Origin of the sequence: Geminicoccus flavidas, assembly GCF_009806515.1 — a bacterium.
GTDB lineage: Bacteria > Pseudomonadota > Alphaproteobacteria > Geminicoccales > Geminicoccaceae > Geminicoccus > Geminicoccus flavidus.
Genome location: NZ_WUJP01000011.1, coordinates 1 through 18,928 on the forward strand (window position 1 = coordinate 1; position 18,928 = coordinate 18,928).

Below are 18,928 nucleotides of genomic sequence, written 5' to 3' on the forward strand. Positions count from 1 at the left end.
CGAGGCGGCGGTGCCCCATGGCCCTGGCTCACCCCGAATGGAGGGCTTTCGCGCAGTCTCGGTTGGTCAAGCCGGCCACGGAGGCGTCATTCACTATATGCGGGCGCGACCCGACCCGCGCGGGCCCTGGTCGGGAAGCAGAACGCCGCTGCTGCTACCGGGCTCGAGGCGCCCATTGCGGCGCGGCCAGCGCCACCATGAAGCAGATTTGGCCGACGCCGCTGTGGCCACCGGTGAGATCGTCCAGCTGTTTGCCAACAAGTCGACCCGCCTGCGAAGAAGAAGCAAAGTTGTCATTAGGTCCTGATTCCATGAAGCAATGACGCTTGCTCCGAGAGTTCAGCGCAACTGCCAATATGTGTTTATCAGATGGTTCGAGTCACGGTGCCGCAGCCACCACATCTGGACGACGTTGGCGACGCTACCGCTACAACCTGGCCGGAAACCCTGTCGGTACGGCCATCGGATTCGGCGCGCTGGCGGCCGGCAGACTTCACTTGCAGTCTGTCCGCTTGCCGCAGGCCGTGGTCCGCTACGACCGCAAGCCCGCCGGACTGCTGGTACATGTCTGTGCCGCCGCGCGAGGGGCGGTCGGTTCATCAGTTCATGGGCGTGCGGATGGAACCTGGCGGCGTCCCGGGCCGGCTGTCCATGGGGCCTGAGCGTGCCGATGGCGTTGGACACCCGAGCGACCGCCCCACCTTTCAGGCCCATCTCGGCGGGATGCTGGCACCAGAGGGCCGGCACCGGCCATCATCGATGGTCCAGCAACCGCCCGTTCGCCCGAATCGGGCGACCAAGCCGGATGGAGAGGTCTGGGTACTTGTTGTGCGGAACCGAGTCCGCTCAGGCCACTTCCGTGCGCCGGCCATGCCGAGCAAGATCACTGTCCGCAGCCTTCCTGAGCCACGGCGATGCGCCCGTGGCCGTGCCGCCACGGAAAGAACCGGTTTGTACCAACGTACCGACGGCACTCGGACCAACGGCGGCCGGCAGAGACACGCCGAGGCATGGCCTCCTTTGGCAGTGCCGGACAAGGCGATCCTGCCTTCGCAAGCGGCGGCAGTCGGTGCCGCAGCGGTGGCGGATCAGCTGGCAGCACGCCGTCTCAGCACATCCGAACGGCAGCGATCCGGATCAGCGGCCCACAGCCGTGGCGATTCGTACCAAATCTGAAAGCTGGCGGCGGGCGATGTCCGGCAGGATCAGGGTACGCTACTGGACCATCAGGCCGGTTCATGCAGTATCGGGTCGTTGTGGCCAACTTGCCGGACCATGGAGTTGGTCGGAAGGCGGCGCGGCGGATGGCGTCGTCAGGCTGGGAAGCCGCCTGCGCGTCGATGCGGGCAGCCTGCTCGACTATTCGTCGAAGCCACGCCCGATCAGTTCGGCGATGGCCGCCAGTGCCTGGTGGGCCTCCTGGCCGCGGGCGGACAGGCGCAGGGTGGCACCCTTTGCGGCGCCCAGCATCATCAGGCCCAGGATCGAGGTGGCGGTGACCTCGGCATCGTCCTTGCCGACCACCACCACGGCGTCGAACGTGTCGGCGAGCCGGACCAGCTTGGCGGCGGCGCGCGCGTGCAGGCCACGCGCATTGCACACCCGAACCTGCACCGCCAGCCCGCTCTCCACCTTCGACCTGCCTTCGCTGCTGCCCTAGCTCTTGTCGCCGCTCAGTATCTGGCTGGCAACCTGGATGTACTTGCGCCCGGCCTCCTGGGCGCTGCGGATCGCCTGCGGCAGCGTTTCCGTACCACGGACCATGGCGAGCTTGATCAGCATCGGCAGGTTGATCCCGCAGATCACCTCGACCTGCGGCCGGTCGGTGATGGAAATCGCGAGGTTCGACGGCGTGCCGCCGAACATGTCGGTCAGCATGATCACCCCGCTGCCGGTGTCGACCTGCTTGACCGCCGCCACGATGTCGGCCCGACGCCGCTCGATGTCATCGTCGGGTTCGATCGAGATCGCCGCCACGTTCTGCTGCGGCCCCACCACATGCTCCATGGCCGCGACGAACTCATCCGCCAGATGGCCATGGGTGACGATCACCAGGCCGATCATGGCGTGCCCCCGGTCACGGCCGCCGGTGCCACGGTCCGCGGGATGTCACGGTGGTGCGTGCCCACGGCCCAGCCCGCGTCGCGCAGCCGCGCGGACAGGGCCTCGGTCACGAACACCGAGCGGTGCTTGCCGCCGGTGCAGCCGATGGCGATGGTCAGGTACGACTTGCCCTCGGCACGGTAGCGCGGGAGCAGGGGCAAGAGCAGGTTCACCAGCCGCTCCATGAACGAGGAGAAGTCCAGGTCGTTCGCGACATAGTCCTGGACCGGCCGGTCCAGCCCAGTCATCGGCCGCAGGACGTCGTCGTAATGCGGGTTGCGCAGGAAGCGCACGTCGAACACGAGGTCGGCCTCGCGTGGCAGCCCGTTGCGGAACGAGAAGGACATGACGTGGATCGCCAGGCGCTGTCCTTCGGCCGGATCAAACAGGCCGGTAATGACCCGCTTGAGGTCAGCGGCCGTCAGCGCCGTGGTATCGACGATATGGTCGGCCAGCCCGCGCAGCGGGGCCATGATCTGCCGCTCGTGCGCGATCCCGTCCTCCAGCGAGCGGTCAAACGCCAGCGGGTGGCGGCGCCGGGTCTCGCTGTAGCGCCGGCGCAGCACCTCGTCGTCGCAGTCCAGGAACAGGAGGCGGACCTCGGCCACGCCGGAGCCGCGCAGGCGCTCCAGCCGCGGCATCAGCGCATCCACGTCGAAGGTGCGCGAGCGGGGGTCGATGCCGATCGCGACATCGGTTTCGAGCGGGTCCAGTGCCTGGACCAGCTTGCGCAGAAGGTTGATCGGCAGGTTGTCCACCGCCTCGAAGCCCAGGTCCTCCAGGACCTTGAGCGCGGTGGTCCGGCCGGCACCAGCCATGCCGGTGACAATGACGATCCGGTTCACGGCACCTCACGCACCAGCCGGAACAGGGATGCCGCGACCAGCGAGCCGGCCCGGTTCAGATCGTCCGGCATGATGTGGATCAGGGGCAGCACGACTCCGAGCATGCCGGTGGTGGCGGGAGGGGGCAAGCGCTCGATGGTAACACTGCGTGTCAACTCGGCAACGAGGTCGACCGCTGCGGCACGCCGGCACGGGAGGCGGACGAGGCCCAGCCGCCGCAGCTCGAGCTGGCCCCGGATGGACGCAGGGCAGGCCGCAATCAGGCGCCCACCCTCATTGGCGAGCTCGACCGCGTCGTCTGCCACCAGCCAGCCGCCCATGGCCAGCAGGGAGTGGCACAGGCTGGACTTGCCGCTGCCCGACGGGCCCAGCACCAGCACGCCCCGGCCATGGAGCTGCACGCAGGAGCCGTGCTGGAGGGTGCGCCCGGTCAGCGGAGCAGCGCCCTGGCGCGCCGGCGCTGCAGCGACGAGGCGATACCCAGCGACTCCCGGTATTTCGCAACGGTCCGGCGGGCGACCTGCATGCCCTCCTTTTCCAGGAGCAGGACGAGCCGGTCGTCGGACAGGACGTCGTCCGGCGTTTCCCGCTCGATCATCAAGCGGATCCGCTGGCGGATCGCCTCGGCGCTGACGCTGCCCTCGCCATCGGCGGATGGCAGACCGGTCGAGAAGAAATATTTCAGCGGATAGGTGCCGCGCGGCGTGCCGACATATTTATCGCTGGTGGCACGGCTCACCGTGCTCTCGTGCAGCCCGGTCACCTCGGCGATGTCGCGCAGGACGAGCGGGCGCAGCCGGGACGGACCGTGGGTGAGAAAGCCCTTCTGCCGCTGGAAGATCGCCTTGGTGACCCGCAGGACGGTGCGCGCGCGCTGGTCGAGCGCCTTGACCAGCCAGTTGGCAGACTGCCAGCGCTCGGACAGATATTCCTTGGCCTTGCGGCCCTCGGCACTGCTGCAGATCTCGGCATAATAGCCGCTATCCGCCAGCACCCGCGGCAGGGTGCGCGGGTCGACCTCGACCCGCCAGTTGCCGCCGGGGGCCGGCAAGATGTGCACGTCCGGCGAGACCACCGGTGCGGGCTCTGGGTCGAAGCCGGCACCCGGCCTGGGATTGAGCGCCCGGATCTCCGTGATCATGTCTTGCAGGTCGTCCTGGTCGACCCGGCACACCCGGAGCAGGAGCGCGAAGTCGGCGCGGGCCAGGGCGGGCAGATGGTCCAGCAGCGCCTGCATGGCCGGATCCAGCCGGTCGAGTTCCTTGAGCTGCAGCGCCAGGCATTCCCGCAGATCCCGGGCACCCACGCCCACCGGATCGCAGTTCTGCACGATTAGCAGCGCCTGCAGGAGTTCGTCCCGGCCTGCGGCCAGTTCCACGGCCAGGTCCTCGATCGGCTCGCGCAGGTAGCCGTCGCCATCCAGGCGTTCGACCAGGGCGAAGGCCAGGAAGCGGATGGTGGGGTCGTCGGCATCGGCTGCGACCTGGGCCAGCAGATGCTCGCGCAGGCTCACCGGCCGGCTGAGCGTGGCCTCCAGCGAGGGCAGGTCGTCCTCGGCGGCGCCGGAACGGCGCTCACGCCCGAGCGGGCCCAGCTCCGCCCCGGCGGGCTCGCCGGTCTCGGGCGGCCAGTCCTGGCCATCCGGCGGATCGGCGGCAGGCTCGGCGGTCGCCCGGCCATCCAGCGGCGCCTCCTGCTCGCCGGCCGGCTGGCCCTGCCGGTCGGCCACGCCGTCGCTGCGGGTCAGGAACGGGTTCTCGGTTAGTTCCTGCTGGATGAACTGGTCCAGCTCGAGGTTGGACAGCTGCAGGAGCTTGATCGCCTGCTGGAGCTGCGGCGTGATCACCAGCCCCTGGGACTGGCGCAGCTCCAGGCGCATCCCGGCATTCATCGGCCGTACCCATCGCAGGGGTGCGCCCAGCCGCGGGAGGCGGGCACGGCGCGTCCCATCGCTGCCGGCACGGCGTGGCCGCCCGTCACGACGCGGTGGCTCACAGGGCGAAATCGTCGCCGAGATAGACCTTGCGGACCATCTCGTCGGCGACGATCGAGCTCGGCGTGCCTTCCATGATCACGCGCCCCTCGTGCAGGATATAGGCACGGTCGATGATCTCCAGCGTATCCCGGACATTGTGGTCGGTGATCAGCACGCCCAGGCCGCGATCCTTCAGATGCGCCACCAGGCTGCGGATCTCGGCCACGTTGATCGGGTCGATGCCGGCCAGCGGCTCGTCCAGGAGCATGAAGCCCGGCCGCGACGCGAGGGCGCGGGCGATCTCGACGCGCCGTCGCTCGCCGCCGGACAGGCCGAGCGCCGGAGCGCGGCGCAGATGGCTGAGCCCGAACTCGGCCAGCAACTCGTCGAGCATCTCCTCGCGGCGAAGCCGGCTGGGCTCCACCAGCTCCAGCACCGCGCGCAGATTGTTCTCGACGCTGAGGCCCCGGAACACCGAGGCCTCCTGGGCCAGGTAGCCCACGCCTAGGCGGGCGCGGCGGAACATCGGCAGGTCGGTGACGTCCGCGCCGTCCAGCACGACCTGACCGTAGTCCGGCGAGATCAGGCCGGTCAGGATGTAGAACGAGGTGGTCTTGCCGGCGCCGTTCGGCCCCAGGAGACCTACCGCCTCGCCCCGGCCGACCCGCAGGCTGACGTCGCGCAGCACCGTGCGGCCACCATACTGCTTGCCGATCTTGAAGGCCGACAGCTCGGAGACTGCGGCACCGCGGGGTGCGGCGGCCTGCACCTGCTCGTGGCGCTGCTGGGCTGGCAGGAGGTCGGGCGACACCAGGCTCACGGCTGCTCGCTGCCCCCGTTCTCGGGCGTGAACACGGCGCGGACCCGCTCGCTGCGCTTGCCGCCCGACACGGTCGACAGGCCGGTGTTCAGGTCCATGTCCAGCCGGTTGCCACGGATCACGTTCTCGCCGCGAGTCAGGACCACGTCCCCGGTCAGCTGCATCGTGCCGGCCACCACGTCATAGACCCCGGCATCGCCCTGTGCACTCTCCGCGGGCGAGGTGATCACCACTTTGCCGAACGCCTCGATCATCCGGATCGAGTTGTCGGCCGGATCGGCCCCGCCGCCTGCGCCGGATCCGCCCTCCGCCGCCTCGTTGCGGGCGTAGTGCACCAGCAGTCGGTCGGCACGCAGCTTCATGTCGCCCTGCACCGCATCGACATTGCCGGCAAACGTGGCGAGCTGCTTTGGCTGCTCCACGGTGAGCGTGTCCGAGGTGATCTCGATCGGCTGGCGGGAATCGTGGCCAGCCAGGCCGTTGCTTTCCTGCGCTGCCGCGATGGCCGCCGGTAGGCAGGCGATCAGCGCGAATGCCGCTGCTGCCCGATGCCTCATCAAGGAGCCTCTCCCTCGGCCCGGTCCTGCGTCAGCACGACCCGCACATTGCCCTGAAACCGGATCACGTCGCCCCCTTCCTCGATGGCGAAGCCATCCGCGTCGATCGTTCCCCTGGCCCCGGTCCCATGGACCGGCCGCTCGCCCGCCGCGCGGCGCTCGTCCAGGAGGATGGTCGCCTGCTCGGTCGTGAACTCCATGCCGTCCGGCGTATAGAGCTTGACGTCGCGGGCAAGGTCCAGTCGTTCAATATCGCGCTGATAGAGCGCGTCCTGAGACTCCAGCCGGGTCAGCCCGCCGTCCAGGCTCTCCATCCTGGCACGCATGCGGGAAAGCGCGATCCGGTCCGGCGCCTTGGGGTCGATCTGCGCCTCGTCGGCCTCGACCACATAGGGCCGCCCGCCCTCGCTGTCGGCACCGACATAGCGCGGCTGGCGCATGCGCATGGGCTCGGTGATCGAGATGCCCTCGAACAGGCCGGACGGTGCGATCATCCCGGCAACGTCGCCAAAGATCTTGGGCCAGGCGATCACCAGCACGATCAGGCCGATCGCGATGCCGGGCAGCACCAGCCGCATCAGGCCGACGAAGCGGCGGCGGGGCCGCCTGGGCGGCGCGCCCGGTCCGGCGGCGCTGCCCTTGTCCGGGGCCGGCTCGACCGGGGCGGTTGCGGGAGCCTCGACCACGTGCTCAGGCCACCCCGGCCTTGAGACAGTCGTGCAGGTGGATCGCACCTACCGGGCGGCCTTCCACCACCACGAACAGCACCGTGATCGCAGCGGCATTCATCGTGCGCACGGCCTCCACCGCCAGCGCGTCGGGGGAAATGGTCCGCGCCCGGCTGGTCATCAGCGCCTCCACGGAGCGGCCCAGCAGGTCGGGCGCCATGTTACGGCGCAGATCGCCGTCGGTGACGATGCCGACCAGCCGGCCGTCGTCGTCGACCACGCCGACGCAACCAAGCCGCTTTTCGGTCATCACCAGCAGGGCGTCGGCCATGCGGGTGCCGACCGGGACGAGCGGCAGGTCCGCCCCCTCGTGCATCAGCTGGCGCACGCGCACCAGCCGGGCGCCGAGCTTGCCGCCCGGATGCAGTTCGGCGAAGGCATGGCTGGAGAAGCCGCGCCGGCCGAGCAGGACCACGGCCAGCGCATCGCCCAGTGCCAGCATGGCGGTGGTCGAGGTGGTGGGCGCCAAGCCCAGCGGGCAGGCCTCGACCACCGCCGGCAGGACCAGGGCCACGTCGGCGCTGCCGGCGAGCGTGCTGGGTGCCCGGCCGACCATGGCCGCGAGCGGGATGCCGAACCGGCGGGCATGCACCAGGATCGCGTGCAGTTCCGGGGTCTCTCCGGAGTTGGACAGCGCCAGCACCGCGTCCTGGGTGGTGATCATGCCGAGATCGCCATGGGCGGCTTCGGCCGGGTGGACGAACTGGGCAGGGGTTCCGGTCGAGGCGAGGGTGGCGGCGATCTTCGCCGCCACGTGGCCGCTCTTGCCCATGCCGGTGACCACCACCCGGCCGGTCGCGCGCTGGAGCAGGTCACAGGCCGCCACGAAGTCGCGCCCCAGTGTGCCAGCCAGGTCCTGGAGTGCCCGGGCCTCGGTGGCGAGTACCTCGCGGGCGGCCGCCAGGTCGGCGGCCGCGGCGGCACCGGCCATATCCGTGCCGACCGGGCCGGCTCCGGGCTGGCCTTGCGCTGGGACGATGGTGGCGGCCATGGCCTTGGACGGCATGAGCGGCTCCGCTGGCCGGTTCAGTGGGCGAGGATGTCCTGGTCGGCGAATCCGGCGAGGTCCAGTTGGGCGCGGGTGGGCAGGAAGCCGAAGCAGGCCTCTGCCAGATGGAGGCGGTCCTCCCGGCGCAGCATCGCCTCCAGCCGCTCCTTCAGGCGGTGGAGATGCACGACGTCGCTGGCGGCATAGCGCAACTGCGCCTCGCTCAACTGGTCGTTCCCCCAGTCCGAGCTCTGCTCCTGCTTCTGCAGCTCCACGCCCAGCAGCTCGCGGCTCAGGTCCTTCAGGCCGTGGCGGTCGGTATAGGTGCGCACCAGCTTCGACGCGATCTTGGTGCACCAGAGCGGTGCTGCCGCCACGCCCAGAAAATGCCGGAGCACGGCCACGTCGAAGCGTGCGAAATGGAAGATCTTGAGGACATCGGGATTGGCCAAGAGCGCGCTCAAGCGCGGCGCCGCGTAGTTGCGGTCGGCAAAGCGCACCAGATGGATCTCGCCATTGGCCTTGGCGAGCTGCACCAGGCAGAGCCGGTCGCGGTGCGGCTGCAGCCCCATCGTCTCAGTGTCCAGCGCCACCGGCCCGTCGGCGACAAAGTCGGGCGGCAGGTCGCCCTGATGAAGCTGGAAATCCATACGCACCGTTTCCGATCCTTCGGCCCTGGGAAGCACCCTAGACCCTAGATGGTAAACGATCCGTGAACGCCGGAGTGAGTGGTGCCCAGGAGAGGACTCGAACCTCCACGCCCTTGCGAGCGCTAGCACCTGAAGCTAGTGCGTCTACCAATTCCGCCACCTGGGCACTCGGTGCGGGCCGGGAAGTAGGCGAGTTCGTGACGGCCGTCAACGGGTGCCGGTGCGCTTTCCTGTAAATCCGCGCCGCGGGACCGTCGCGCCGGCAAGGCAGCCTCCCGGAGCTGTCGACCGCGGCCACGGCCGGGCGCGTTTGCCAGCCGATCGGCGCGGGACTAGATCAGCTCCAGTCGGGGCGATGGGCGAAGGAGGGCAGGGATGCGCGGCATGGTGGTCGCGGTGACGGGTGGGACCGGCTTCATCGGCCGGCACCTGATCCGGCAGCTCTGCGCGGAGGAGGTGCAGGTCCGCGTGCTCTGCCGCAATCCGGAGCGGGCCCTGGTGCTCAAGCCGCTGGGCGAGGTCGGGCAGGTGACGCCGATCCCGACCGATCTCGGCCAGGACGAGCAGCTGGCCCGTGCGCTTTCCGGCGCCGACGCGGTGGTGAACCTGGTGGGCATCCTCCACGAGCGTCGCGCCGGCGATTTCCAGCGGCTCCATGCGCAGCTGCCCGAGCGGATCGGCCGCTTGGCGCCTGCCGGCGCCAGGCTCGTCCAGATCTCGGCGATCGGGGCCGATTCGGGTTCGCGCAGCATCTATGCCCGCACCAAGGCCGCGGGCGAGCAGGGCCTGCGCCAGGCACGGCCGGATGCAGTGATCCTGCGGCCGTCCGTGGTGTTCGGGCCCGAGGACCAGTTCCTCAACCGGTTCGCGGCGATGTCGGCTACCCTGCCGTTCCTGCCGGCAATCGGCGGCGGGCGCACCCGGTTCCAGCCGGTCTATGTCGGCGATGTCGCCCGGGCGATCGTCGCAGCACTGGCAGGCCAGGCCCGGCCCGGCGCCATCTACGAGCTAGGCGGACCGGAAGTGCTGAGCTTTCGGGAGATCCTGGTCTGGCTGCTGCGGGTGCTGGGCCGCAACCGGCGGATCGTCAACGTTCCGTTCGGCGTGGCCGAGTTTTTGGGGCGGATCCTGCAGCACCTGCCGACACCGCCGCTCACCGTCGACCAGGTGGTGCAGTTGCGCAGCGACAACGTAGCGAACCCGGATCTGCCAGGCTTGGCGGAACTCGGCGTTCCCCCGACGCCGCTGGAAGTCGCGGGACCGCCCTACCTCCAGCTGTTCGCCCGATCACAGGTTCGAACCATCCCAGCACAGCCGTCCTAACCCGGGACTATATCTCAGAAGCTGCTCAATTGGGTGACCGTGCAAGACGATCGAGTTAGGAAACCTGGGAGAAACAAGTCCCGTATCGGGACTGAATCGATGGACTGAACTTTACCTGCCCATCCTTCGTGTTTAGGACGCTTCCAAGGCGGCACGTCCCGCGTGCCGCGGCTTTTGCAAGTCGTGCGCGAAGGACAGGGCGATGGCCGCCTCGAAGATGATGCAGTTCGTTGCCGTGCCGCAGACCCTGCCGCACAAGCGCAGCGTCGAGGAGCGGGTCCAGGATTTCGGCGAAATCTATGACCGCTTCCGACCGGAGCGTGCGGCCGAGCAGGCGTCGCGCTGCGAGCAGTGCGGCATCCCGTTCTGTCAGATCCACTGCCCCCTGCACAACAACATCCCCGACTGGCTGCGCATGACCGCGGAGGGCCGGCTCGAGGAGGCCTACGAACTGAGCTCCGCCACCAGCGCCATGCCGGAGATCTGCGGCCGGATCTGCCCGCAGGACCGGCTGTGCGAGGGCAACTGCGTAATCGAGAAGGGCTTCAACTCGGTCACGATCGGCACGGTCGAGCGCTACATCAACGACACCGCCTTCGAGATGGGCTGGGTCAAGCCGCCCGTGCCGCTGCGTGAGCGGAACGGCAGCGTCGCCATCATCGGCGCCGGGCCCGCCGGCTATTCCGCCGCCTTCGAGCTGCGCCGCAAGGGCTGGCAGGTAGATGTCTACGACCGCTACGACCGGGCGGGTGGACTGCTGATGTACGGCATCCCCGGCTTCAAGCTGGAAAAGGAGGTCGTGGTCCGCCGCACGAGGCTGCTCGAGGAGGCGGGGGTGCGGTTCCACCTCGGTTGCGACGTGGGCGCGCCCGGGCAGCCGAGCTTCGCTGAATTGCGCGCCCGCCACGACGCCGTCTTCATTGGCACCGGTGTCTACAAGGCGCGCGCCCTGCAGGTGCCGGGCGTGGGCCTGCCGGGAGTCGTCCCGGCGTTGCACTATCTGACCGCGTCCAATCGCAAGAGCCTGGGCGACGAGGTGGCGGCGTTCGATGACGGCAGCCTGAACGCCGCCGGCAAGCACGTGGTCGTGGTGGGCGGCGGTGACACCGCCATGGACTGCGTGCGCACCGCGATCCGCCAAGGCGCACTCTCGGTGAAATGCCTCTACCGGCGCGACAAGGAGAACATGCCGGGCTCGATGCGCGAGGTGAAGCATGCCGAGGAGGAGGGCGTGGAGTTCGTCTGGCTCTCCGCACCCGAGGCCTTTGTCGGCGAGGCGCGGGTCGAGGCGGTGCGCGCCGTCCGCATGCGGCTGGGCGCGCCCGACTCCACCGGGCGCCAGTCGCCGGAGCAGGTGCCGAACTCCGGCTTCCGGCTGCCCGCCGACCTGGTGATCGCCGCCCTGGGCTTTGATCCGGAGGATCATCTCGCCATGTTCGGTGAGCCGGAGCTCAAGGTCTCCCGCTGGGGCACCATCACGATCGACTGGAGCACCATGCAGACCAACCTGGAAGGCGTGTTCGCCGGTGGCGACATCGTGCGCGGCGCCTCCCTAGTGGTCTGGGGGGTCCGGGACGGTCGCGACGCCGCGGCCGCGATGCACCGCTATCTCCTGAACCGCACGGCCGAGCACGACGCGCTCGCCACGGCCGCCTGAGGGACAACGATCATGAGCCAGCTTCCCATGGAGAGCGGGGCGGAGTTCGTCCAGGCCTACCGCGAGAACCGCGCGGCCCTGCTCGAGCGCGGCATGTATGCGGCCGAGGACGAGCATTCCTCATGCGGTGTCGGCATGGTGGCCGCGATCGACGGCAAGCCGCGCCGCGAGGTGGTGACCAAGGCGATCGAGGCGCTCAAGGCGGTCTGGCACCGCGGTGCGGTCGACGCCGACGGCAAGACTGGTGACGGTGCGGGCATCCATGTCCAGATCCCCGACGCCTTCTTCCGACGCTACGTCACCGATGCCGGCATCGACGTGGACGAGCGCCTGGGCGTGGGCATGGTGTTCCTGCCGCGCAACGATTTTAGTGCCCAGGAGACCTGCCGCTCGATCGTGGAAAGCGAGATCATCCGCGGCGGCTACCAGATCCGCGGCTGGCGCCAGGTCCCGGTCGACACTTCGGTCCTGGGCGATAAGGCCCAGGCGACCCGGCCGGAGATCGAGCAGATCATCGTCGGCAACCCCGATCCGGCGATCGACGCCGACCGGTTCGAGCGCGACCTCTACATCATCCGCCGGCGGATTGAGAAGCAGGTCCAGGCGGCGCACATCGCCGAGTTCTACATCTGCTCGCTCTCCTGCCGCTCGATCATCTACAAGGGACTGTTCCTCGCCGAGGCCCTCTCGGTCTTCTACCCGGACCTGCAGGACGAGCAGTTCGTCTCGACCTTCGCGATCTTCCACCAGCGCTACTCGACCAATACCTGGCCTGCTTGGCGGCTCGCCCAGCCGTTCCGCACGCTCGCCCATAACGGCGAGATCAACACGCTGCGGGGCAACACCAACTGGATGAAGAGCCACGAGACTCGGATGGAGGCCGAGGTCTTCGGCGAGTTCAACGAGGACGTGAAGCCGCTGATCCAGGCCGGCTCCTCGGACAGTGCGGCGCTGGACGCGGTGGTCGAGGCGCTGATCCGGGCCGGGCGGGCCCTGCCGCTGGTCAAGACCTTGCTGGTGCCGCCGGCCTGGTCGAACCGGATCGTCATGCCCCAGGCCCATGCCGACCTGTTCAACTACTGCAACTGCGTGATGGAGCCCTGGGACGGGCCGGCAGCCCTGGTCGCCGCGGACAGCCGCTGGGCGATCGCCGGCATGGACCGCAACGGCCTGCGCCCGATGCGCTACGCCCGCACCTCCGACGGCCTGCTGGTGGTGGGCTCGGAAGCCGGCATGGTGCCGCTGGACGAGGGCAGCATCGTCGAGAAGGGCCGGGTGGGGCCGGGGGAGACCATCGGCGTCGACCTCACCAGCGGGCGCTTCTTCCGCGATGACGAGCTGAAGGACTGGCTGGCCGGCCTCAAGCCTTATTCCAAGTGGGTGGAGAACATCCGCAGCCTGGAGGATCTGGCCGCCGCGCGCGACTTCCAGCCGGCGAGCTTCCCCCGCGACGAGCTGCGCCACCGCCAAGCCCAGTTCGGCGTGAGCGTGGAGGACCTGGAGCTGATCCTGGCGCCCATGGTCCAGGACGGCAAGGAAGCCCTGGGCTCGATGGGCGACCACAGCCCGGTGGCCGTGCTGTCCAAGCGCTATCGCGGCCTGCACCACTTCTTCCGCCAGCAGTTCGCTCAAGTCACCAACCCGCCGATCGACCCGTTGCGCGAGTGGCGGGTGATGAGCCTGAAGACCCGCTTCGGCAATCTCGGCAACGTCTATGACGAGGACCCGAGCCAGACCTCGATCCTGCAGCTCGAGAGCCCGGTCATCACCACGACCGAGCTGCTGGCGCTGGAGGAGCATTTCCAAAAGCGCATGCGCCGGATCGACTGCACCTTCCCGGCGGACGGCTCGGAGTCGCTGAAGCTGGCGCTGGAGCGGATCCGCCACGAGGCCGAGGACGCGGTGCGTGGCGGGGCCGAGAACCTGCTCCTCACCGACGAGGACGTGGGGCCGGAGCGGGCGCCGCTGCCGATGATCCTGGCCGTGGGCGCCGTGCATAGCCATCTGGTCGGCCAGAAGCTGCGCGCCTTCTCCTCGATCACCGTGCGCTCGGGCGAGTGCATGGACACGCACTGCTTCGCCGTGCTGATCGGCGTGGGTGCTACCGCGGTGAACGCGTACCTCACCGAGGCGGCGATCGCCGACCGCCATGCCCGCAACCTGTTCCCCGGCCTGACGCTGCAGGAGTGCCTCGCGCGCTTCAAGGAGGCGATTAATCAAGGCCTGCTCAAGATCATGTCCAAGATGGGCATCTCGATCGTGTCGAGCTACCGGGGCGGGTGCAATTTCGAGGCGATCGGCCTGTCGCGCTCGCTGTGCCGCGAATACCTGCCGGGCATGGTGTCGCGCATCTCCGGCATCGGCCTGGCCGGCATCAGCAAGCGCATCCTGGAGATGCATGAGCGCGCCTTTGGCGAGGGCGCGGCCGTGCTGCCGATCGGCGGCTTCTACCGCTACCGGCGCGGCGGCGAGCCGCATGCGCTGGAAGGCAAGGCGATCCATCAGCTCCAGCACGCGGTCCAGACCGACAGCTACTCGGCCTACAAGCGCTTTACCGAGATGCTGCACGACCACGAGCCGATGGCGATCCGCGACCTGCTCGCCTTCGCGCCCAAGGCCCAGCCGATCCCGCTGGACGAGGTCGAGAGCATCACCGAGATCCGCAAGCGCTTCGTGACCCCCGGGATGTCGCTGGGTGCCCTTTCGCCCGAGGCGCACGAGACCCTGACGATCGCCATGAACCGGATCGGTGCGAAGGCCGATTCCGGCGAGGGCGGCGAGGGCAAGGAGCGGTTCACCCCCAGGCCCAACGGCGACAATGCCAACTCGCCGATCAAGCAGGTGGCGTCCGGCCGGTTCGGCGTCACGGCGGAATACCTGAACGCCGCCAAGGAGCTGGAGATCAAGGTTGCCCAGGGTGCGAAGCCCGGCGAGGGCGGTCAGCTGCCGGGCTTCAAGGTGACGGTCGAGATCGCGCGGCTGCGCCACGCCACGCCTGGCGTGACCCTGATCTCACCGCCGCCGCACCACGACATCTACTCGATCGAGGATCTGGCCCAGCTCATCTACGACCTGAAGCAGATCAACCCGGACGCCAAGGTCTGCGTGAAGCTGGTTTCGGAGGCCGGCATCGGTACGATCGCGGCCGGCGTCGCCAAGGCCAAGGCCGACGTGATCCTGATCTCGGGCAATGTCGGCGGCACCGGCGCCTCGCCGCAGACCTCGATCAAGTATGCCGGCACGCCCTGGGAGATGGGCCTGTCCGAGACCAACCAGCTGCTCACGCTCAACCGGCTGCGCCACCGCGTCACGCTGCGTACCGATGGCGGGATCAAGACCGGCCGCGACGTGGTAATCGCCGCCATGCTGGGTGCCGAGGAATACGGCATCGGCACGCTATCGCTGGTGGCGGTCGGCTGCATCCTGGTCCGGCAGTGCCACTCCAACACCTGCCCGGTCGGCGTGTGCACCCAGCGCGACGACCTGCGTGCCAAGTACGAGGGCAGGCCCGAGCACATCGTCAACCTGATGAGCTTCATCGCTGAGGACACGCGCGAGGTCCTGGCCTCGCTGGGGCTGCGCTCGCTCAACGAGGCGATCGGCCGGACCGACCTGCTCCGCCAGGTCAGCCGCGGCTCGATCGACCTGGACGACCTCGACCTCAACCCGATCCTGGCCAATGTCGATCCCGGTCCGCACCCGCGCTACTGCGTGGTGGAGGGCCGCAACGAGGTGCCGGACACGCTGGACGCACGGATGGTCAAGGACGCCCGCCCGTTGCTGGAAGACGGCGAGAAGATGCAGCTCCAGTACAATGTGCGGAACGTGCATCGCGCGGTGGGCACCAGGCTGTCCGCGCACATCACTCGCAAGTACGGCATGGCGCGGCTGCCCGAAGGTCACATCACCGTGCGGCTGCGCGGCTCGGCGGGCCAGTCGCTGGGTGCGTTCGCCGTACAGGGCCTGAAGCTGGAAGTGTTCGGCGACGCCAACGATTATGTCGGCAAGGGCCTGTCCGGTGGCACGATCGTGGTCCGGCCGCTGGTCTCCTCGCCGCTCGTCCCGCACCAGAACGTCATCATCGGCAACACCTGCCTTTATGGCGCCACGGCCGGCAAGCTGTTCGCCTCGGGCAAGGCCGGCGAGCGCTTCGCGGTGCGCAACTCCGGTGCGGTCACCGTGGTGGAAGGTGTCGGCGACAATGGCTGCGAGTACATGACCGGCGGCACCGCGGTGATCCTGGGTCCCACCGGCGACAATTTCGCGGCCGGCATGTCGGGCGGCATGGCGTTCGTCTACGATCCGGACAACCTCCTGGAGACCCGGATCAACGGCGAGATGGTGATCTGGCAGCGGGTCGAGGTCGACCATTATGCCGAATTGCTGCACGCCCTGATCCGCGAGCATGTGGCCGCCACCGGCAGCCCCCTCGGCAAGCAGATCCTGCACGACTACCCGGTCGAGCTCGGCCGGTTCTGGCAGGTCGTGCCCAAGGAGATGCTGGACAAGTTGGCCGTGCCGGTCACCCGGGACGCTGCGGTCGAGCAGGCGGCACTGCTTGCCTGACCGGCCGGCAGAGGCGGCGGAGCGGATCCTCCTCCGCTCGTTGGAGGGGGACGAGCGGGTCCTGTGGACGGGCCGTCCCGATCCCTTGGCCCTGGTCAGGATGGAGCGCAAATGGCGCCCGGGCGGGCTGGCCCTGGTGCTGATCGCGCTGTGGATCGCCTGGCGGACCGAGGCGCTGCCGCTCGCGGTGCTGGTGGCGGCGTTCGGCGCGAACGCGCTGACTCTGCCCTGGCGGGCGGCGCGGGCGGCACCCGGCATCCTTTACGCCGTCACCAACAAGCGGGTGCTGATCATCGATCCGGCACGGCTACAGCCGGTGCAGCCTTATCCCGTCACTGCGCTGAAGCTCCAGCTCCGCCAGATAGCCGGTGCCGAGACCGGCGACCTCCTGCTGCGCCGGCGCGACTACTTCCCGGCCGCGATCGAGGGCGTCGCCCGCCAGCGCCGGCCGGTCTTCCAGGCCATCCACGATCCGGGCGCGGTGGCCGAGTTGATCCGGCGCCAGGCAGTGCGGTTCGCCCACCTGGCCTGAGGCGTCGCATCTCCGCCACGGTGTCGTGAGCAGTGCCCGACCGGGCCGGAACATTTATTGACAGTAGATTACCAAAAAAATCATCTGGCCTGAGAACACAGATACAGGGCCAGGCACAGATGTCGCGTTTGCTTCGCTGGATGTTGCTCGGCACTTGTGCCCTCCATCTTGTTCCCCTCGCTGCCGAGCAGGCTCGGGCTTCCGGCTACGCGATCCGCGAGCAGAGTGCGGTCGGCCAGGGCAGCTCGTTCGCCGGCATGACCGCGGGCGAGGGCGGCCTGTCGGCGATGTTCTTCAACCCGGCGGCCCTGGGCTTCGCGACTGCGCCCACGATCGAGCAGCACATCACCCTGGTGGTGCCGGACGCGGAGCTGGTGTCGTCCTCGGCCTCGACGGTGCTGGGTACGCCGATCGGCGGGCGCAACCGCCAGAGCGACGTGTTCCCCGATGTGGGCGTGCCGGCACTCTATGGCGCCTACCCGCTGGACGAGCGCTGGACGCTGGGCCTCGCGGTGAATGCTCCCTACGGCCTCGGCTCCAAGTATGACGAGGACTGGGTAGGCCGCTACCATGCGGTCAAGTCGAAGCTGTTCTCGGTGAACGCCACGCCGACTATTGCCTACCGGCCGGTCTCCTGGCTGACCCTGGGCGGCGGGATCAGCGCGCAGTACATCCATGCCGAGCTGACCAATGCCGTGGATTTCGGCACGATCGGCGCCGTGCTCGAGCAGCGCACCGGTGCGAACCTACCGATCACCCCAGTGCCCGGCGCGCAGGACGGCAAGGCCAAGGTGGAGGGCGACGATATCGGCTTCGGCGTGGTGCTGGGTGCCATTGCCGAGCCGGTGGCGGGCACTCGGCTGGGCGTCTCCTACCGCTCGCAGATCAGCCAGTCGCTCAAGGGCGATGCCGATTTCGACCTGGGGACGTCCGGCATGGGTGCCATCATCTCCGCCGCCACCGGCCAGTTCGTGGACGGCGGCGCCAGGGCGTCGCTCACCACCCCCACCACCGTCTCGCTCGGCTTCTCCCAGGTGGTCGGCAGCGACCTGACCCTGTTGGCCGACCTCCAGTGGACCGACTGGTCGCAGTTCGACGAACTGCGCATCGACTTCGACAACCCGGCCCAGGCAGCGAGCGCCACCACCCAGAACTGGAGCGACACCTGGTTCGCCTCCGTGGGTGCCGCCTACCGGCTGAACGAGCAATGGACGCTGCGGGCCGGTGCCGCGTTCGACCAGTCGCCGGTGCCCAACGACGACCGCACGCCGCGCATCCCGGACGCCGACCGCTACTGGCTCTCGGCCGGGGTCTCCTGGGCGCCCTGGCAGGACTGGACCTTCGACCTCGGCTATTCCCACATCTTCTTGGAAGACACCGAGGTCGACCTGACCGCCGGTGGTGCCGGCAACGCCACGCGCGGCAATCTCTCGGCCAACTACGAAAGCCAGATCAACATCATCGCGGTGGCGGCACGAGTCGCGTTCTGAGGCGAGGGCCCGAGAGCAGCCGTTTCCCCCGGGGCGCCCTTGTGACCACTCCTAGTTCGGGCCCCGGAACGGAGCCGCGAGGCTGGCAAAGGCCTGCAACAGGCCTGGTACGCGCCGCCGGATCTCCACCGGGCCCTCCCAGCGCTTGCCTGGCAGCGAGATGGGCACACGGCGACCGCCGACGACGGCGAACTGCACCGGGCGGTCGCCATAGCGGTACCAAAGGATGGTCCCGTTCGTGGTGAAGGCGAGGAATACCCCGTCCGGGCAAGCGACCACTGCCCGGAAGTGCTGCCAGCCCGTGCCGATCTGCTCGGCCGGTGCCCAGTCGGCGGTGCCGTCAGCATGGCCGCGATGATCGTGCAGGATCAGCGCGCCATCCGGCCGGATGCCATAGATCAGGCCGCCGCCACCCGACATCACCGTCTGGTAGCCGCCGAAGCCGGTGGCGACCTCGCGCGGGCCGGACCAGGTCGTCACGTTGCCGCCATGGGGGGCGCCATCATGCCGGTACCACAGCAGTCGGCCATCGGGCTGGACCCCGTACACGACGTATTCTCCGCCCGGAAAGACATGCTGGAAGCCATTCCAGCCATTGCCCACCTGCACCGGGCCGCGCCAGGTCCGGTTCCCCTCGAAGAAGCCGTCATGCCCGTACCACATCAGGTCGCCATTGGGCTTGATCGCGTAGATC

General features: G+C 68.9%; 16 protein-coding genes and 1 tRNA gene. 5 read left to right on the plus strand and 12 right to left on the minus strand.

Going from position 1 to position 18,928, the window contains the following annotated elements:
• Nucleotides 1-1,359: 1,359 nt before the first annotated feature.
• From EQG76_RS00240 to EQG76_RS00290, 11 genes are all read right to left on the minus strand, one after another.
• Nucleotides 1,360-1,632 (minus strand): HPr family phosphocarrier protein, encoded by a 273-nt coding sequence (locus EQG76_RS00240; protein WP_159709537.1) that lies wholly within the window; start codon nt 1,630-1,632, stop codon nt 1,360-1,362.
• A gap of 24 nt (nt 1,633-1,656) precedes the next feature.
• Entirely contained in the window at nt 1,657-2,064 is a 408-nt protein-coding gene (locus EQG76_RS00245; RefSeq protein WP_159709539.1) for a PTS sugar transporter subunit IIA, read from the minus strand.
• Nucleotides 2,061-2,948, minus strand: coding sequence for an RNase adapter RapZ (rapZ, locus tag EQG76_RS00250; protein WP_235031131.1), 888 nt, complete (start codon nt 2,946-2,948; stop codon nt 2,061-2,063). Before rapZ ends, EQG76_RS00245 begins: the two co-directional genes overlap by 4 nt.
• Nucleotides 2,945-3,349, minus strand: coding sequence for an HPr kinase/phosphorylase (locus EQG76_RS00255; RefSeq protein WP_159709541.1), 405 nt, complete (start codon nt 3,347-3,349; stop codon nt 2,945-2,947). Before EQG76_RS00255 ends, rapZ begins: the two co-directional genes overlap by 4 nt.
• Before the next feature lie 29 nt (nt 3,350-3,378).
• Entirely contained in the window at nt 3,379-4,839 is a 1,461-nt protein-coding gene (gene rpoN, locus EQG76_RS00260; RefSeq protein WP_159709543.1) for an RNA polymerase factor sigma-54, read from the minus strand.
• Nucleotides 4,840-4,939: 100 nt separating this feature from the next.
• Nucleotides 4,940-5,692, minus strand: coding sequence for an LPS export ABC transporter ATP-binding protein (lptB, locus tag EQG76_RS00265; RefSeq protein ID WP_235031132.1), 753 nt, complete (start codon nt 5,690-5,692; stop codon nt 4,940-4,942).
• A gap of 47 nt (nt 5,693-5,739) precedes the next feature.
• On the minus strand, nt 5,740-6,300 hold the full coding sequence (gene lptA / locus EQG76_RS00270; RefSeq protein WP_159709545.1) for a lipopolysaccharide transport periplasmic protein LptA: 561 nt from the start codon (nt 6,298-6,300) through the stop codon (nt 5,740-5,742).
• Entirely contained in the window at nt 6,300-6,986 is a 687-nt protein-coding gene (lptC, locus tag EQG76_RS00275) for an LPS export ABC transporter periplasmic protein LptC (protein WP_159709547.1), read from the minus strand. Before lptC ends, lptA begins: the two co-directional genes overlap by 1 nt.
• 4 nt (nt 6,987-6,990) lie before the next feature.
• Nucleotides 6,991-8,034 carry a KpsF/GutQ family sugar-phosphate isomerase gene (locus EQG76_RS00280; protein WP_331463700.1) on the minus strand — a complete coding sequence of 348 codons (1,044 nt, stop codon included), beginning with the start codon at nt 8,032-8,034 and terminating at the stop codon, nt 6,991-6,993.
• Between the two features lie 20 nt (nt 8,035-8,054).
• Complete coding sequence (locus tag EQG76_RS00285; RefSeq protein ID WP_159709565.1) at nt 8,055-8,666, minus strand: ribonuclease D; 612 nt, start codon at nt 8,664-8,666, stop codon at nt 8,055-8,057.
• Nucleotides 8,667-8,745: 79 nt separating this feature from the next.
• A tRNA-Leu gene (locus EQG76_RS00290) sits at nt 8,746-8,832 on the minus strand.
• 209 nt (nt 8,833-9,041) lie between these two features.
• Here EQG76_RS00290 and EQG76_RS00295 point away from each other — a divergent pair.
• The 5 genes from EQG76_RS00295 (at nt 9,042) to EQG76_RS00315 (ending at nt 18,234) form a co-directional block, all read left to right on the plus strand.
• Nucleotides 9,042-9,989: a complex I NDUFA9 subunit family protein gene (locus EQG76_RS00295; RefSeq protein WP_159709549.1), complete on the plus strand. Its 948-nt coding sequence runs from the start codon at nt 9,042-9,044 to the stop codon at nt 9,987-9,989.
• Between the two features lie 202 nt (nt 9,990-10,191).
• The gene (locus EQG76_RS00300; protein WP_159709551.1) at nt 10,192-11,646 is read left to right on the plus strand and encodes an NAD(P)-dependent oxidoreductase; all 1,455 of its coding nucleotides are present in this window, start codon (nt 10,192-10,194) and stop codon (nt 11,644-11,646) included.
• 12 nt (nt 11,647-11,658) lie between these two features.
• Nucleotides 11,659-16,212: a glutamate synthase large subunit gene (gene gltB / locus EQG76_RS00305; RefSeq protein ID WP_159709553.1), complete on the plus strand. Its 4,554-nt coding sequence runs from the start codon at nt 11,659-11,661 to the stop codon at nt 16,210-16,212.
• Nucleotides 16,205-16,744 (plus strand): hypothetical protein, encoded by a 540-nt coding sequence (locus EQG76_RS00310; protein WP_159709555.1) that lies wholly within the window; start codon nt 16,205-16,207, stop codon nt 16,742-16,744. The genes gltB and EQG76_RS00310 overlap by 8 nt, the downstream gene beginning before the upstream one ends.
• Before the next feature lie 119 nt (nt 16,745-16,863).
• Nucleotides 16,864-18,234, plus strand: a complete 1,371-nt coding sequence (locus tag EQG76_RS00315) for an OmpP1/FadL family transporter (RefSeq protein WP_159709557.1) — start codon at nt 16,864-16,866, stop codon at nt 18,232-18,234.
• A gap of 51 nt (nt 18,235-18,285) precedes the next feature.
• On the opposite strand, the gene EQG76_RS00320 is transcribed toward EQG76_RS00315, so the two are convergent.
• Nucleotides 18,286-18,928, minus strand: a 643-nt coding sequence (locus EQG76_RS00320) for a tachylectin-related carbohydrate-binding protein (RefSeq protein ID WP_200840445.1), incomplete at its 5' end; no start/stop codon positions are given.